Origin of the sequence: Pseudomonas sp. Marseille-Q5117, assembly GCF_946901175.1 — a bacterium.
In the GTDB taxonomy this organism is placed as follows: Bacteria; Pseudomonadota; Gammaproteobacteria; order Pseudomonadales; family Pseudomonadaceae; genus Aquipseudomonas; species Aquipseudomonas iranensis.
The window spans coordinates 78,478-94,797 of record NZ_CAMPPP010000006.1 but is presented as its reverse complement, the minus strand read 5'-3'; the positions used below and the strand labels follow the sequence as shown (position 1 = coordinate 94,797).

The 16,320-nt window shown below is 61.0% G+C and carries 9 protein-coding genes and 1 other RNA gene; 8 read left to right on the top strand and 2 right to left on the bottom strand.

The features are described 5' to 3' along the window. Positions 1-13: 13 nt before the first annotated feature. Together xdhB and xdhA are read right to left on the bottom strand one after the other, a co-directional pair. Positions 14-2,407, bottom strand: coding sequence for a xanthine dehydrogenase molybdopterin binding subunit (gene xdhB / locus OC605_RS11985; RefSeq protein WP_262137330.1), 2,394 nt, complete (start codon positions 2,405-2,407; stop codon positions 14-16). Then, entirely contained in the window at positions 2,400-3,854 is a 1,455-nt protein-coding gene (gene xdhA / locus OC605_RS11980; protein ID WP_262137328.1) for a xanthine dehydrogenase small subunit, read from the bottom strand. The genes xdhB and xdhA overlap by 8 nt, the downstream gene beginning before the upstream one ends. A gap of 268 nt (positions 3,855-4,122) precedes the next feature. Here xdhA and OC605_RS11975 point away from each other — a divergent pair, with 268 nt between their 5' ends. The 8 genes from OC605_RS11975 (at position 4,123) to OC605_RS11940 (ending at position 16,318) form a co-directional block, all read left to right on the top strand. After that, positions 4,123-4,782 (top strand): GntR family transcriptional regulator, encoded by a 660-nt coding sequence (locus OC605_RS11975; protein ID WP_016773849.1) that lies wholly within the window; start codon positions 4,123-4,125, stop codon positions 4,780-4,782. A 2-nt stretch (positions 4,783-4,784) separates the two neighbouring features. Continuing rightward, positions 4,785-8,273 (top strand): chromosome segregation protein SMC, encoded by a 3,489-nt coding sequence (smc, locus tag OC605_RS11970; protein WP_262137325.1) that lies wholly within the window; start codon positions 4,785-4,787, stop codon positions 8,271-8,273. Positions 8,274-8,532: 259 nt separating this feature from the next. Continuing rightward, on the top strand, positions 8,533-9,396 hold the full coding sequence (gene zipA / locus OC605_RS11965) for a cell division protein ZipA (RefSeq protein ID WP_016773851.1): 864 nt from the start codon (positions 8,533-8,535) through the stop codon (positions 9,394-9,396). Between the two features lie 162 nt (positions 9,397-9,558). Beyond that, positions 9,559-11,916 (top strand): NAD-dependent DNA ligase LigA, encoded by a 2,358-nt coding sequence (ligA, locus tag OC605_RS11960; protein ID WP_262137322.1) that lies wholly within the window; start codon positions 9,559-9,561, stop codon positions 11,914-11,916. A gap of 312 nt (positions 11,917-12,228) precedes the next feature. Further along, positions 12,229-13,392 carry a putative zinc-binding metallopeptidase gene (locus OC605_RS11955; RefSeq protein ID WP_262137321.1) on the top strand — a complete coding sequence of 388 codons (1,164 nt, stop codon included), beginning with the start codon at positions 12,229-12,231 and terminating at the stop codon, positions 13,390-13,392. 131 nt (positions 13,393-13,523) lie between these two features. Beyond that, an RNA gene (gene ffs, locus OC605_RS11950) (signal recognition particle sRNA small type) lies at positions 13,524-13,620 on the top strand. Between the two features lie 205 nt (positions 13,621-13,825). Next, complete coding sequence (locus tag OC605_RS11945; protein WP_262137319.1) at positions 13,826-14,314, top strand: hypothetical protein; 489 nt, start codon at positions 13,826-13,828, stop codon at positions 14,312-14,314. A 36-nt stretch (positions 14,315-14,350) separates the two neighbouring features. Further along, the gene (locus OC605_RS11940) at positions 14,351-16,318 is read left to right on the top strand and encodes a hypothetical protein (RefSeq protein ID WP_262137317.1); all 1,968 of its coding nucleotides are present in this window, start codon (positions 14,351-14,353) and stop codon (positions 16,316-16,318) included. Positions 16,319-16,320 lie beyond the last annotated feature (2 nt).

Below are 16,320 nucleotides of genomic sequence, written 5' to 3'. Positions count from 1 at the left end.
GTGGGAACGATCATCAAACAACCGCGGTTTCAGCTTCGACAGCTTTCACCGCTTTGAGCTGGCGCATCTGCTCACAGCCCCACAACACCCGCTCCGGCGTGGCCGGCGCATCGATCTTCGGCTGATGCTGATAATCCCCGAGGCTCGCAACCGCGTCCTTGATTGCGCACCACGCGGCGATGCCGAGCATGAACGGCGGTTCACCGACGGCTTTGGAATGGAACACTGTGTCTTCCGGGTTCTTGCGGTTTTCCACCAGTTTCACCCGCAGATCCAGCGGCATGTCCGCCACCGCCGGGATCTTGTAGCTGGCCGGGCCGTTGGTCATCAGCTTGCCTTTGTTGTTCCAGACCAGCTCTTCCATGGTCAGCCAGCCCATGCCCTGGACGAAACCGCCCTCGACCTGACCGATGTCGATCGACGGGTTCAGCGAGGCGCCGACGTCGTGCAGGATGTCGGTGCGCAGCATCTTGTACTCGCCGGTCAGGGTGTCGACGATCACTTCGCAGCAGGCTGCGCCGAAAGCGAAGTAATAGAACGGACGCCCACGGGCCTGACTGCGGTCGTAATAGATTTTCGGGGTCTTGTAGAAGCCAGTGCTCGACAGCGAGACCTGATTGAAATACGCCTGTTGGATCAGCGCTTCGAAGGTCAGAATCTGCTCGCGCACCCGCACGTGGCCGTTGCGGAATTCGACGTCTTCTTCGCTGACTTTGTAGTGCCGCGCGGCGAATTCGACCAGGCGTTGCTTGATGGTCTGTGCTGCGTTCTGCGCGGCTTTGCCGTTCAGGTCGGCGCCGCTGGAAGCAGCGGTCGGAGAGGTGTTCGGCACTTTGTCGGTGTTGGTCGCAGTGATCTGCACACGATCGATTTCGACCTGGAACACTTCCGCCACGACCTGGGCGACTTTGGTATTCAGGCCCTGACCCATTTCCGTGCCGCCGTGGTTCAGGTGGATGCTGCCATCGGTGTAGATGTGGATCAGCGCACCGGCCTGATTGAGGAAACTGGCGGTGAAGGAAATGCCGAATTTCACCGGGGTCAGCGCCAGGCCTTTTTTCAGGATCGGGCTGTTGGCGTTGTAGCGACGGATCGCTTCGCGGCGCTCGGCGTACTGGCTGCTTTCTTCCAGTTCGGCGGTCATCTCTTCGAGCATGTTGTGCTCGACGGTCTGGTAGTAATGCGTGACGTTGCGCTCGGTCTTGCCGTAGTAGTTGGCCTTGCGCACCGCCAGCGGGTCGAGCTTCAAGTGCCGGGCAATCGCGTCCATCACTTCTTCGATGGCGACCATGCCTTGCGGGCCACCGAAGCCACGGTAAGCGGTGTTCGAGGCGGTGTTGGTCTTGCAGCGGTGACCGTTGATGGTTGCATCGCCGAGATAGTAAGAGTTGTCCGAGTGGAACATCGCGCGGTCAACGATCGAGGCGGACAAGTCCGGCGAGCAGCCGCAGTTGCCGGCCAGCTCCATGTTGATCCCGTGCAGACGGCCGCTGCTGTCGAAGCCGACGTCGTACTCGACGTAGAACGGGTGGCGCTTGCCGGTCATCAGCATGTCTTCGACCCGCGGCAGGCGCATCTTGGTCGGCTGGCCGGTGAGGTGCGCGACCACCGCGCACAGGCACGCCGGGCTCGCGGCCTGGGTTTCCTTGCCACCAAAACCACCGCCCATGCGGCGCATGTCGACGACGATCTTGTTCATCGACACGTCGAGCACTTCGGCGACCAGTTTCTGCACTTCGGTCGGGTTCTGCGTCGAGCAGTAGACGATCATGCCGCCATCTTCAGTAGGCATCACCGAGGAGATTTGTGTCTCCAGATAGAAGTGCTCCTGGCCGCCGATGTGCAGCGTGCCCTGAATGCGGTGTTCAGCCGTGGCCAGTGCCGAAGCCGAATCGCCGCGCTGATGGATGTGGCTGTCGAGCACGAAATGGCGCTTGCGCAGGGCTTCGACGACGTCGAGCACCGGTTCCAGATCTTCGTATTCGATGATCGCCGCCATCGCTGCCTTGCGCGCGGTTTCCAGGTCTTTCGCCGCTACCGCCAGCACTGGCTGGCCGACGAACTGCACGTCATCGATGGCCAGCAGCGGGTCGCCCGGCATCAGCGGGCCGATGTCTTTCAGGCCCGGCACGTCTTCGTGGGTAATGACAATGCGCACGCCTTCGAAGGCGTAGCACGGCGACGTGTCGATGCTGAGGATTTTCGCGTGGGCGCGGTCCGACAGGCGTGCATACAGGTGCAATTGGTTGGGGAATTCCAGGCGATCATCGATGTACTGCGCTTCACCGGACACATGCTTGGCGGCGCTGTCGTGCTTGACGCTGCGGCCGACACCGGTGGTCAGATCCTTGGCGAACAATTCGGCCAATTCAGCCTGGGTCTTCTCTACGGCGTGATGATTAGACATAAGCGGTCACCCGAGTCTCGATGTGCGGTGTTTGCAGTTCGATGAAGTATTTGCGCAGCAGGTTCTGCGCGCTGAGCAGGCGATATTCCTTGCTGGCGCGGAAGTCCGAGAGCGGCGTGAAGTCTTCGGCCAGCGCGGCGCAGGCGCGTTCGATCACCGCGTTGTTGAACGGTGCACCTTGCAGCACGGCTTCGCAGTGCGCAGCGCGTTTCGGAATCGCCGCCATGCCGCCGAAGGCCACGCGTGCGTCGCTGATCACGCCATTTTCCACGCGCAGATTGAAGGCAGCGCAGACGGCGGAGATGTCGTCATCCAAGCGCTTCGACACTTTATAGGCACGGAACAACTGCTCGGCGCTGGCGCGCGGGACGATGATTTTTTCGATGAATTCGCTTTCCTGGCGCGCGGTGACGCGGTAGTCGATGAAGTAATCTTCCAGGTTCAAGGTGCGGCGGGTTTCGCCTTTGCACAGCACGATCTGCGCGCCGAGGGCGATCAGCAGCGGTGGCGAGTCACCGATCGGCGAGGCGTTGCCGATGTTGCCGCCGAGGGTGCCTTGATTGCGGATCTGCAACGAGGCGAAGCGGTGCAGCAATTCGCCGAAGTCCGGATATTCGGCATTCAACGCTTCGTAACAGTCGGAGAGGGCGGTGGCGGCGCCGATTTCGATGCGGTCATCGAAGGTTTCGATGCGCTTCATTTCGGCGACGTTACCGACATAGATCATCACCGGCAGAGTGCGGTGGAACTGGGTGACTTCCAGCGCCAGATCGGTGCCGCCGGCGAGCAGCCGCGCTTGTGGATAAGCGTCGTAGAGATCGGCCAGGTCAGCGACGGTCAGCGGCACCAGGCAGCGCTTGTCGCCGCTGTTGAGTTCGCCGATATCGGTCGGCGCGATGGCCTTGAGGCGGGCAATGGTTTCGGCTTCACGGGCGTCGAACTGATCCGCTGGCTTGGCGCAGCAGGATTGTTCGGCAGCGGCGAGAATAGGGCGGTAGCCGGTGCAGCGGCAGAGGTTGCCGGCCAGCGCTTCGTGAGCCTTGGCCTGATCCGGCGCGTCGCTGTTCTTTTGCAGGGCGAACAACGACATTACGAAACCGGGGGTGCAGAAGCCGCACTGCGAACCGTGGCACTCGACCATGGCTTTCTGCACGCTGTGCAGTTCGCCCTTGTGCTTGAGGTCTTCAACGCTGATCAGTTGCTTGCCGTGCAAGGACGAGACGAAAGTCAGGCACGAATTGAGGCTGCGATAGTGAATTTGCTCACGCCCGCTGTCATCGGTCTGCAACTCGCCAACCACCACGGTGCAGGCGCCGCAGTCGCCACTGGCGCAACCTTCTTTGGTGCCGGGCTTGCCTACGTGTTCGCGCAGGTAATTGAGCACAGTCAGATTCGGGTCCAGGGCGTGCTCGCTACGGAGTTCCTGGTTAAGTAAAAACTGGATCACGGAAGGCCTCGCAGACTCATTATTGTTGTTAACCGACGTGAACCGAATTTAGCAGGTCTGACTTTTCGGTCAATGGTTTTCTGACTTAAAGGTCAGGAAAATCCGTTTCGTCGATCAACAGCGTGTCTATTCAGTATTGACCTTCATCGGTCACTGCGCTTTTTTGCGGGATTCGTGCCAAAAACCGCTGAGTGGGCACTCCGCCATGACCGCGCATTTGCGCTACACTGCGCCGCTTGTGCAGATCGATAGAGTTTGAAGGACAACCATGACGTTCAAGGCGCCGGACAGCCTCGCCGAGCAAATCGCTCACCACCTCGCCGAACGCATCATTCGTGGCGAAATGAAGCCGGGAGAGCGCATCCAGGAACAGAAGGTCACGCTGGCGCTCAACGTCAGCCGCGGTTCGGTCCGCGAAGCCTTGCTGATCCTCGAGCGCCGTCACCTGATCGCGATCCTGCCGCGTCGTGGCGCCCACGTTACCGAGCTGACGCCGCACAAGGTGCAGAGCCTGTGCACGCTGATGAGCGAGCTGTACATCCTGCTCGGCAATTCGGTGGCCAATGGCTGGCAAGTGCAGTCGGACATGGCGCCGTTCGTGCAGATCCAGCAGCGCCTGACCGCCAGTTACGAGCGCGGCGATATCCGCAGCTTCGTCGATGACAGCTTCGCGGTGATGCGCGCCGCCTATCCGTTTGCCAACAATCCGTACCTGCAAGAAACCGTCGAGAACCTCCAGCCGGCGATGAGCCGCGCGTATTTCCTCGCCCTCGAACAGCGCAAGGCGGAAATGAGCGAATTCCTCGAACTGTTCGAACGCTTGCTCGCCGCCGTCCTCGCCCGCGATTTGCCGCAGATCCGCATCGTGCTCACGGCGTATGCCCAGCGCAGCTGCGATCTGGTGGTGTCTGCGCTGACGGTTGCCTGAGCGTGCGGCTGAAGTGCATCAAACTGGCGGGGTTCAAATCCTTCGTCGACCCGACCACGGTGAACTTCCCCAGTAACATGGCGGCGGTCGTCGGGCCGAACGGTTGCGGCAAGTCGAACATCATCGACGCCGTGCGCTGGGTGATGGGCGAAAGTTCGGCGAAGAACCTGCGTGGCGAGTCGATGACCGATGTCATCTTCAACGGCTCGACCAGCCGCAAACCGGTGAGCCAGGCGAGCATCGAACTGGTGTTCGACAACTCCGACGGCACGCTGCTCGGCGAATACGCCGCCTACGCGGAGATTTCCATCCGCCGCAAAGTTACCCGCGACAGCCAGACCACTTATTACCTCAACGGCACCAAATGCCGTCGGCGCGACATCACCGATATCTTCCTCGGCACCGGCCTCGGCCCGCGCAGCTACTCGATCATCGAACAGGGGATGATCTCCAAGCTGATCGAATCCAAGCCCGAAGACCTGCGCAATTTCATCGAAGAAGCGGCGGGCATCTCCAAGTACAAGGAGCGTCGCCGTGAGACTGAAAACCGCATCCGCCGTACCCACGAGAACCTCGCCCGTCTGACCGACCTGCGCGACGAGCTGGAGCGCCAGCTCGAACGTCTGCACCGTCAGGCCGAGGCGGCGAAAAAGTATCAGGAACTCAAGGCCGAAGAGCGTCAGCTCAAGGCGCAACTTTCGGCCCTGCGCTGGCAGGATCTCAACGAGCAGGTCGGCCAGCGCGAGTCGATCATCGGCAATCAGGAAGTCAGTTTCGAAGCGCTGGTCGCTGAACAGCGTAATGCTGATGCGGCCATCGAACGCCTGCGCGACGGTCACCACGACCTGTCCGAGCGCTTCAATCTGGTGCAGGGCCGCTTCTATTCGGTCGGCGGCGACATCGCCCGGGTCGAGCAGAGCATTCAGCATGGCCAGCAGCGGTTGCGCCAGTTGCAGGACGATCTGAAAGAAGCCGAGCGCGCGCGTCTGGAAACCGAGTCGCACCTGGGCCACGACCGCACGTTGCTGCTGACCCTCGGCGAAGAACTGGACATGCTCACCCCCGAGCAGGAAGTCACCAGTGCCGCCGCCGAGGAAGCCGCTGCGGCCCTCGAAGAAGCCGAAACCACCATGCACGGCTGGCAGGAGCAGTGGGATGCTTTCAACCTGACCGCTGCCGAACCGCGCCGTCAGGCTGAAGTGCAGCAGTCGCGGATCCAGCAGCTGGAAAGCAGCATGGAGCGTCTGGCTGACCGACAGAAGCGCCTCGCTGAAGAGCGTGCGTTGCTGTCCGCCGACCCGGAAGACGCGGCGATCATGGCGCTCAACGAGCAGCTCGCCGAGTCCGAAGCGACCCTCGAAGATTTACAGACCAGCGAGGAAGCACAGGTCGAAAAGCTCGAACAACTGCGTCAGGAATTACAGCAGGCGTTGACTGCGCAGCAGCAGGCGCAGGGCGATCTGCAGCGGCTCAACGGTCGTTTGGCGTCGCTGGAAGCCTTGCAGCAAGCCGCGCTCGATCCGGGCACCGGCACCGCTGAATGGTTAAAGGAACACAACCTCGCCGAGCGTCCGCGTCTGGCCGAAGGCCTGAAGGTCGAGGCCGGTTGGGAGCTGGCGGTGGAAACCGTGCTTGGCGCCGATCTGCAAGCGGTGCTGGTCGACGATTTCAGCGGCTTCGATCTGTCCGGTTTCACCCAAGGCGATTTGCGCCTGCTCAGCCCGGCCAGCGATGGCGTGCGGGTGGCCGGCAGTCTGCTGGACAAAGTCGAGGCGCAGATCGATCTGTCGCCGTGGCTTGGTCAGGTCAAACCGGTCGACAGCCTTGAACAGGCGCTGGCCTTGCGCGGCCAGTTGAGCTCTGGGCAAAGTCTGATCAGCCGCGACGGCTATTGGGTCGGTCGGCACTTCTTGCGTGTACGTCGCGCCAGCGAAGCGGAAAGCGGCATGCTCGCCCGTGGCCAGGAAATCGAAGACCTGCAACTGGAGCGTGAAGAGCGCGAAGCCACGGTCGAGGCCATGGAAACCCGCCTGCAAACCCTGCGCGCGCAACAGCGCCAGCAGGAAAACGGCCGCGAACACCTGCGCCGCTTGCTGCAAGACGAAGCGCGCCAGCAAGGTGAGCTGAAAGCGCAGTTGTCCGCCGGCAAGGCCAAGGCCGAGCAACTGACTTTGCGCCGCACCCGTCTCGATGAAGAACTGGTCGAGCTCGCCGAACAGCGCGAGCTTGAGCACGAGCAGGTCGGCGAAGCGCGCATGAATTTGCAGGAAGCGCTGGATTCCATGGCGCTCGACACCGAGCAGCGCGAGTTGCTGCTGGCCCAGCGCGACAGCCTGCGCGAGCGCCTTGATCGCGTGCGTCAGGAAGCGCGGCAGCACAAGGATCACGCCCATCAACTGGCCGTGCGTCTCGGCTCGTTGCGCGCCCAGCACGACTCCACGCGCCAGGCGCTGGAACGTCTGGAAATGCAGGCCGAGCGCCTGACTGAAAAGCGCGAACAGTTGAGTCTGAATCTGGAGGAGGGCGAGGCGCCGCTGGAAGAGCTGCGTCTGAAACTCGAAGAGTTGCTCGACAAGCGCATGACCGTCGATGAAGAGCTCAAGACCGCGCAGATCGCCCTGGAAGACGCCGATCGTGAATTGCGCGACGCGGAAAAACGCCGCACCCAGGCCGAGCAGCAATCGCAGTTGATTCGCGGCCAGCTCGAACAGCAACGCATGGAATGGCAGGCGCTGACCGTACGGCGCAAGGCTTTGCAGGATCAATTGCTCGAAGATGGCTACGATCTCAACGGCGTGCTCGCCACATTGACCGCACAAGCCAGTGAACGCGAAGCCGAAGAAGAACTCGAACGCATCAACGCGCGGATTCAGCGCCTGGGTGCGATCAACCTCGCGGCCATCGATGAATACACGCAACAATCGGAGCGTAAACGTTATCTGGATGCGCAGGACGCCGATCTGGTCGAGGCGCTGGAGACCCTGGAAAACGTCATCCGCAAAATCGATAAAGAAACCCGCAACCGTTTCAAAGATACCTTTGATCAGATCAACGGTGGTTTGCAGGCACTTTTCCCGAAAGTTTTCGGTGGCGGGCGCGCGTATTTGGAACTGACGGGCGAAGATCTACTCGATACAGGGGTGACGATCATGGCGCAGCCGCCCGGGAAGAAGAACAGCACCATCCATTTGCTCTCCGGCGGCGAAAAAGCCCTGACTGCACTGGCCCTGGTTTTTGCCATCTTCAAGTTGAATCCGGCGCCGTTCTGCATGCTCGATGAGGTTGACGCGCCACTGGATGACGCTAACGTTGGACGCTACGCACGCCTGGTCAAAGAGATGTCGCAGACCGTGCAGTTCATTTACATCACCCACAACAAGATCGCCATGGAAATGGCCGAGCAGTTGATGGGTGTGACGATGCATGAACCGGGCTGTTCGCGACTGGTGGCGGTGGATGTCGAGGAGGCGATGGCGATGGTGGATGCCTGAGTCGGTGTGGTGTCGGAATAGTTTTGGAGGTCTGTAGGACTTTTTACTGACACCGGCTGAATGGCCAATCGACATATTCGCGCAAGCCAAATGAGACAGACGGTGTAAAGTTGTCTTTGGTCGTGCTAGTTTAATGTCAATTTTTCGTATACGTGGGCAAAACGCCTGTCAGAACATAGAGTTGGCGCCACGTTTTAAAGCGGTTTACGCAGTGTAAACCCCTTATTTTTCAGCATTTTTTATAGAGGCACGGGATTACATGGAAATCGGTCTGCGCGAGTGGCTGATCGTCATCGGCATCATTGTGATAGCCGGTATTCTTTTCGATGGCTGGCGCCGTATGCGCGGCGGCAAGGGAAAGCTGAAATTCCGTCTCGACCGGAGCCTGTCCAATCTGCCGGACGAGGACACCAGCGCCGAGCTGTTGGGCCCGGCCCGCGTCCTGGATACACACAAAGAGCCGCAACTGGACGAGCACGATCTGCCGTCGGTGAGCATGCCCAACCGCGAAGCCCGCGAGCCGCGTGAATCCGGTTCGAAACGTGGCAAACGCGGCAGCAACGGCCCGGCGCAGGGCGACTTGAACCTCGACCTCGATCTGGACGGCGGCCCGAGCTTCAGCAGCCGCGATGACGATTTCGCCGAAGACAGCAAGCCTGCAGCGGCCGTGGCGGAAAAAGATCAGCCACAAGCCGAAGAAGTCCTGGTGATCAGCGTGATCTGCCGCGACCCGGCCGGCTTCAAAGGCCCGGCGCTGCTGCAGAACATTCTCGAAAGCGGCCTGCGTTTCGGCGAGATGGACATTTTCCACCGCCACGAAAGCATGGCCGGCAACGGCGAAGTGCTGTTCTCCATGGCCAACGCGGTCAAGCCGGGCATCTTTGATCTGGACGACATCGACCACTTCAGCACTCCGGCGGTGAGCTTCTTCCTCGGTCTGCCAGGCCCGCGTCATCCGAAGCAGGCCTTCGACGTGATGGTCGCGGCAGCCCGCAAGCTGTCCCAGGAACTGAACGGCGAACTGAAAGACGACCAGCGCAGCGTACTGACTGCGCAGACGATTGAGCACTACCGTCAGCGCATCGTCGAATTCGAACGCCGCGCCCTGACCCAGAAGCGCTAAGGCCAAATCAAAAGATCGCAGCCTTCGGCAGCTCCTACAGAGGATCGCGATACTGTAGGAGCTGACGAGTGCAACGAGGCTGCGATCTTCTGGCACCGCCGCCGATGATGGAATAAAACTGGAGCAGCCTCGGCTGCTCTTTTGCTTTATGAGAGAACACCCATGACCGCCGCCAAAACCCGCATTCTAGAGCTGCGCGCTGAGCTGGATCAGCACAACTATCGCTATCACGTTCTCGACGAGCCGAGCATTCCCGATGCCGAGTACGATCGCTTGTTTCACGAGCTCAAGGCACTGGAAGCGGCCAACCCGGAACTGATCACCAGCGATTCGCCGACCCAGCGCGTCGGCAGCATGGCGTTGACCGCGTTCACTCAGGTGCGTCACGAAATTCCGATGCTCAGCCTCGGCAACGCCTTTGAAGAATCCGACATGCGCGAGTTCGATCGCCGCGTCACTGAAGGCCTCGACGTGCCGGCCGGCGATCTGTTTGGTGGCGGCGCGGCGGTGGAATACAGCTGCGAGCCGAAGCTCGATGGCCTGGCGGTCAGCTTGCTGTATCAGGATGGTCTGCTGGTGCGCGGCGCCACCCGGGGCGATGGCACCACCGGCGAAGATATCAGCGTCAACGTGCGCACCGTGCGCAATATTCCGCTGAAGCTGCACGGCGAAGGCTGGCCGGCGACGCTGGAAGTGCGCGGTGAAGTGTTCATGTCCAAGGCCGGTTTCGAGCGCCTCAATGCTTCGCAACTGGAAAACGGCGGCAAGACCTTCGCCAACCCGCGCAACGCGGCAGCAGGCAGCCTGCGCCAGCTCGATTCGAAGATCACCGCCAATCGTCCGCTGGAATTCTGCTGCTATGGCATCGGTCAGGTGTCTCACGATATCGCCGACACCCACATCGGTAACCTCAAGCAGTTGCAGAAGTGGGGCATGCCGATCAGTCACGAACTGAAGCTGGCCAAGGGCGTCGATGAGTGCCTGGAGTATTACCGCGATATCGGCGAGCGCCGTAACTCGCTGGCCTATGAAATCGATGGCGTGGTGTTCAAGGTCAACAGCATCGCCGACCAGCGTGAGCTGGGCTTCCGCGCCCGCGAGCCGCGCTGGGCGATCGCGCACAAATTCCCGGCGATGGAAGAACTTACCGAGCTGCTCGACGTGGAATTCCAGGTCGGCCGCACCGGTGCGGTGACTCCGGTGGCGCGTCTGAAACCGGTGAAAGTCGCCGGCGTCACCGTGGCCAACGCCACGTTGCACAACATGGACGAAGTCGCGCGTCTGGGCCTGATGATCGGCGACACGGTGATCATCCGCCGCGCCGGTGATGTGATTCCGCAAGTGGTGCAGGTAGTTACCGAGCGTCGCCCCGATGACGCGCGCCCGGTGGCCATTCCTGAAAGCTGCCCGGTGTGCGGCTCGCACGTCGAACGCACGCAACTGGTCAAGCGCAGCAAGGGCAAGGAAACCTTCAGCGAAGGTGCAGTGTATCGCTGCGTCGGCCGACTGGCCTGTGGTGCGCAATTGAAGCAGGCGATCATTCACTTCGTCTCGCGTCGAGCCATGGACATTGAAGGCTTGGGCGACAAGAGCGTCGAGCAACTGGTCGACGAAGGCCTGGTCAGTTCGCCGGCTGATTTGTATGCGCTGAAATTCGACGACATCGTCGATCTGGAAGGCTTCGCCGAGGTATCGAGCAACAAGCTGCTCAAAGCCATTGAAGACAGCAAGCAACCGAGCCTGGCACGTTTCATCTACGCCCTCGGCATTCCCGATGTCGGCGAAGAGACGGCCAAGGTGCTGGCGCGTTCGCTGGGTTCGCTGGAGCGCGTGCAACAGGCCTTGCCGCATGTGCTGACCTACCTGCCGGATGTCGGCCTGGAAGTGGCGCACGAGATTCACAGTTTCTTTGAGGATGCGCACAACCAGCAGGTCATCAGCGAATTGCTCGGCCATGGTTTGCAGATTCAGGATCAAGGCGAGTTGGGCGCCGAATTCGCCGCCAGTACCACCTTGGGCGGCCTGCTCGACAAACTGCACATTCCCTTCGTCGGCCCCGGTGGTGCGCAGAAACTTGCCGACCGCTTCGGTTCGCTGGAAGCGGTGATGAACGCTGACTGGCTGGACATGCGCCAGGCATTGCCGGAGAAGCAGGCCAACTCGGTGCGCGAGTTCTTCGCCTCGCCTGAGCATCGGCAACTGGCCGAGCGGGCCGAGCAGCAGCTGCGCGATTTCGGCATGCATTGGCAGAGCGAGAAAAAAGTCGTCGAAGGTCTGCCGCTGTCCGGCGAAACCTGGGTGCTGACCGGCAAGGTCGAGTTGATGAGCCGGGATGTGGCCAAGGATCATCTGGAAAGCCTGGGTGCCAAGGTCGCCGGTTCGGTGTCGGCGAAAACTCATTGCGTGGTCGCAGGGCCGGGTGCCGGCTCGAAACTGACCAAGGCCAATGAACTGGGGGTGAAGGTCATGGACGAAGAAGCGTTTATCGCCTTCCTCAAAACCCACGGCGTCCCTGTCTGACCGGATGAACCCCTGTGGTGAGGGGATTTACCCCTCTCCGGATGGACACCTGTGGCGAGGGGATTTATCCCTGTCCGGATGGACACCTGTGGCGAGGGGATTTATCCCCGCTGGGTTGCGCAGCGACCCCAAAACCCTGCGACCGATCATTTCATCTGTATCGCGTGTACGGTTTTTTGCGACTGCTGCGCAGTCGAGCGGGGATAAATCCCCTCACCACAATAGTGCTATCACCCGACTCCGCGGTTATGGGTGGGAACGATGTTGTCTTCAGGATGATCTAGTCTTGGCCAGTCCCAGGGAGAGATCGCCATGCACCGTTTTTTCGAGCAGCTCAGTTCCCGCATCATCGCGCCGTTCGTGGCCGGATCCTCGCGCAACAGCAAAGTCTGGCCGTGCCGTTGCGGCCAGTCGCTGTTCTTTCGCAACAGTCAGTGCCTGGCCTGTAACGCCTTGCTTGGCTATCAACCTGAAGAAAGTCGCCTGACCTCGCTGCAGCCGGGGCCGGAAGAGGGCACCTGGACGCTCGACGTCGATCCCGACGCCGGTCTGTTCCGCCGCTGCGCCAACCTCGACATGCCCGCCGCGTGCAACTGGCTGCTGCCGGCCAACGATCACGACACCTTGTGCATCGCTTGCAGCCTCAACCGCACCATTCCCGACCTGTCCGTCGCGGAAAATCCCGAACGCTGGCGCAAGGTCGAAATCGCCAAGCGTAGACTGGTCGCGCAACTGATCACCCTCGGCTTGCCGGTCATCCCGAAAACCACGGATGAAGAAACCGGGCTGGCGTTCGACTTCATCGGTGTCGACCTGGAAGGCAACGCGCCGATGACCGGCCACGCCAATGGTCTGATCACCCTCGACATCAAAGAGGCCGACGACGCTCACCGTGAGCAGGTCAGGGCAGCGATGCACGAACCTTACCGCACGCTGCTCGGGCATTTTCGCCATGAGGTCGGCCACTACTACTGGGATCGCCTCATCGCCAACGGCCCTTGGCTGGACGCGTTCCGCAATCTGTTCGGCGACGAACGCGCCAGTTACGCCGAGGCGCTGGACCGGCACTACCAGCAAGGCGCGCCGCTGGACTGGCCGCAGCACTACGTCAGTGCCTACGCGACCATGCACCCGTGGGAAGACTGGGCGGAAACCTGGGCGCATTACCTGCACATGATGGATGCGGTCGACACGGCGCTGGGCTTCGGCATGAGCGCGCGGGAAATGGACTTCGACTATCAGCCATTTCCCACCAGCACCCTGTACGACCCGGAGCACCCCGGCGGCACGGCATTCCTGTCGTTCGTCAATGCGTGGATCGAACTGGCCGGCATGCTCAACGAACTGTCGCGCAGCATGGGCCAGCCGGATTTCTACCCGTTCGTACTGCCGGCGGCGGCGATCGCCAAGCTGCACTTCATTCATCTGGTGATCCAGCAGGCGGGCGGCAGGGCGGATGAGGTGCTGGCCTTGTAGGTGTCGCAGGCCGTGATGTTTATGTCCTTGAAGCCGTTCAGGTTTTTTATCTGCAACCAACGGTTGTAAGTTCATCTCAGACAGGTACAATGGCGCGGCTCGCCGACAGGCAAGCGTCGTTATGGTGACCCCATCGGTCCCCCCGCAACGATTACCCGTGAACCTGGTCAGATCCGGAAGGAAGCAGCCACAGCGGGAACATTGTGTGCCGGGGTGTGGCTGGTGGGGGCACCACCTTAACGAACCTACCGAGAATTCAAAGAGAACTGCATGGGTTTCGCCCACTGCGGTTTTTTTATGCCTGCGATTTGGCTAGTGGCGTTGATCCGCCATCAGAAACGCGCGGATCAGCAGCGCAGCGTCCCGGTGCCCGTGCGGCTGCCGACCGCGAACAGTGGCATACTCCCTCGCCTGGCATTGAGAGGTAAGGCAAGTGGGTGAAATCGACGATCTGACTCGTGAAAAACTGCGCGAATGGCAGATGCGGCGTCTGGAAGTCAAAGCGCAGATGCAGGATCAGCCCGAGCGCACGCTGGAGTTGTCGCGAGTGCTCGACCTGATGGATGAGGAGCACGCCGCGATTCTGGCGGCTTCGACCGTGTTCAACGCGGCTGAAGAAACTGCGCAGCCGCTCGCGGTGCAGGACCAGCCCGTCATCGCTGAGCCGGTGCCCGGCCAGTACGACCTGCAACTGCACGCCAGCGCGCAAAGCCCTGAACACCTGCGCAAACTGCTGGAAATGGCGCTCTACGAAGTGCAGGCGCAGATCGATGCGGGGGCGATGGCCAGCGGCACTGAACGACGTGGCATGTCCGGCACGCTCGGCGGCTACTCCTTCGAACTGCGGATCAGCCCCGAGGCCAGCCGTGAGAGAAACTTGCCGCAGTCCCATGAAATGCACGACGAGAATGACCAGGACTGATCTGGTGTTGTATTAAAGCCCAGGCGGCGAGGTTGTATGCACCCGGAACATTTTGATTTGGCCACCCCGGTATTTCTGCCCATCACCCATGATGCGTGTACGGCGCTGTTGCAGCCCGAGGGTGACGCGACACTGGCCCGCCTGAGCGACCCGGAACTGGCGGCAGTGCTGGTCATTCAGAACCTCGCCCAGGCCACGGAACAGGATTTGAGCGCCAGCGCAGCGGAGAAGATCCTCGCCAGACTCATTGACTGGTCTGTCACCTCTCGGCGCACCGGATCGGCGGGACTGCTTGCAGAGGCGCGGCGTCTGTTCGATTCGCGCAAATTGTATTTCGGCCTCAATGTGCTCAAAGGCCTGAACCTGCGTTTTCTCATGGCCGATGAAGTCGCCGCGCAGGCATTTCTGTTGCCCAGCGGGCAGTGGGATCTGGACTACAAGATCCGCCATCAGCAACAGAACAACCCGTTTCGCCAGCAAATGGTCACGCCACGTGAGCGCGAGCACTGGTTAAGCGCAGCGCAGGACAAGCTGCTGCGAACCTTCCGTGCCAACCTCGACGAAGACCTGCACGTGCAGGGTTATGCGGGCATCGGCAAGAGCTACATGCTCAGCGCGCTGATCGAGTGCCTGCGCTCGAAACGCACCCTGGTACTGGCGCGCACCCCGGCGAAACTGGCGACGCTGCGCAAGCACATCGTTCAGGTCCACGACACGGAAATTGGCCAGACCTTTTTCGATTTCGCCCAGACTCAGCTGCTTGGTCCCCGGTTGCCTATGGCCAGAACGCCGGCGCGTCTGCCGAGCAAGCAGGCGCTGGCGCAGGAACTGAATATCTTCGGCTTTCGCCACCACGACGGGCCGGGCACCCTCGAAGTTTGTCTGCGCGTGCTCAAGCTGTACTGCGCCTCAAGAGATCACACGCTGTCCGCCAGGCACTTGCCGCACTTCCAGCAGCCCTTGACCGGCGCTGACTCGCAGGCGCTGCTGGAATACTCCAGTCGCCTGTGGGTGTATCTGGAAGCCAATCCGGCCTGGGCCAGCCAGAGCGGTTTTCCCACGTTGCTAATGATCAAGCGCGCCAGTCTCGCCGGTTGCCGCGTCCCGCCGCGCTACACCCATGTGATCATCGACGAAAGCCAGGATGTGCCGGCGTCTTTGCTGCAAATCATCGAGCGCGGGCAGCAGGTGCTGATCACCCTCGGCGATGAGTATCAGCAGGCCACGGGCGAGGCGCCCAAGCGCAAGCGTGAAGTTCGTCAGAGCGATATCTGCTATTCGGTGCGCTCGGGGCGCAATGTCGAGCGCCTGGTCAATCCGCTGATCTCGCGCCATACGCACAAGAGCAAAGTGCCGTTCGAAGGCGCTCGTCACGCCGACGTCGATATCGAGTACTACCCGCAAGCCTTCGTGCCGCCCGAAGGTTGCGTGGTGCTGACCGCTTCACCGTGGGACACGATGATGTGGGCCATCCATCTGCACGACTCCAGTTGCGCCTTCAGTTTCCCCGACCGGGAAGCGCAGGACGACATCAAGCATTTCATGACCACCGCCATCGAGCTGTTCCGCCGCGATTTCTACAACGCCGGATCCAGCGAGAAAGGACCACACCCGTATTTCAGCGACATGGCTCATTGGCAGCAGGTGCGTGAGGCCAACCGTTTCGACGAGGCGTTTTTGTGGATCGAAGCGCAACTGCAAAACGGCTTCATGATTGCCGACCTGACGCGACTGAGCCAAAAGATCATCGAGCCGGGCAAGGCCTGTCTGTTGATGATGGCCGAGCGGGCTGGCGGCATGGAGTTCAGGCGCGTGCTGTTGACCCGGACGTTGCTCAGTAACGAGAAATTCAAGGATGCCTACGAGTTCGATCAGCGCATCTGCGCGGTGTACATCGCCGTGTCTCGTGCCCGGCAGCAGCTCTATCTGCCTTACGACGTGGTCGAGTGGATCGATTATCACCACAGCCGTGAGCCGAAATTCCGCGAATCGCACGGTTATTGACC

Coding starts and splice junctions, on each gene's coding strand:
- xdhB (WP_262137330.1), bottom strand. CDS start 2,407: ATGTCTAATCATCACGCCGTAGAGAAGACCCAGGCTGAATTGGCCGAA.
- OC605_RS11975 (WP_016773849.1), top strand. CDS start 4,123: ATGACGTTCAAGGCGCCGGACAGCCTCGCCGAGCAAATCGCTCACCAC.
- zipA (WP_016773851.1), top strand. CDS start 8,533: ATGGAAATCGGTCTGCGCGAGTGGCTGATCGTCATCGGCATCATTGTG.
- ligA (WP_262137322.1), top strand. CDS start 9,559: ATGACCGCCGCCAAAACCCGCATTCTAGAGCTGCGCGCTGAGCTGGAT.
- OC605_RS11955 (WP_262137321.1), top strand. CDS start 12,229: ATGCACCGTTTTTTCGAGCAGCTCAGTTCCCGCATCATCGCGCCGTTC.
- OC605_RS11940 (WP_262137317.1), top strand. CDS start 14,351: ATGCACCCGGAACATTTTGATTTGGCCACCCCGGTATTTCTGCCCATC.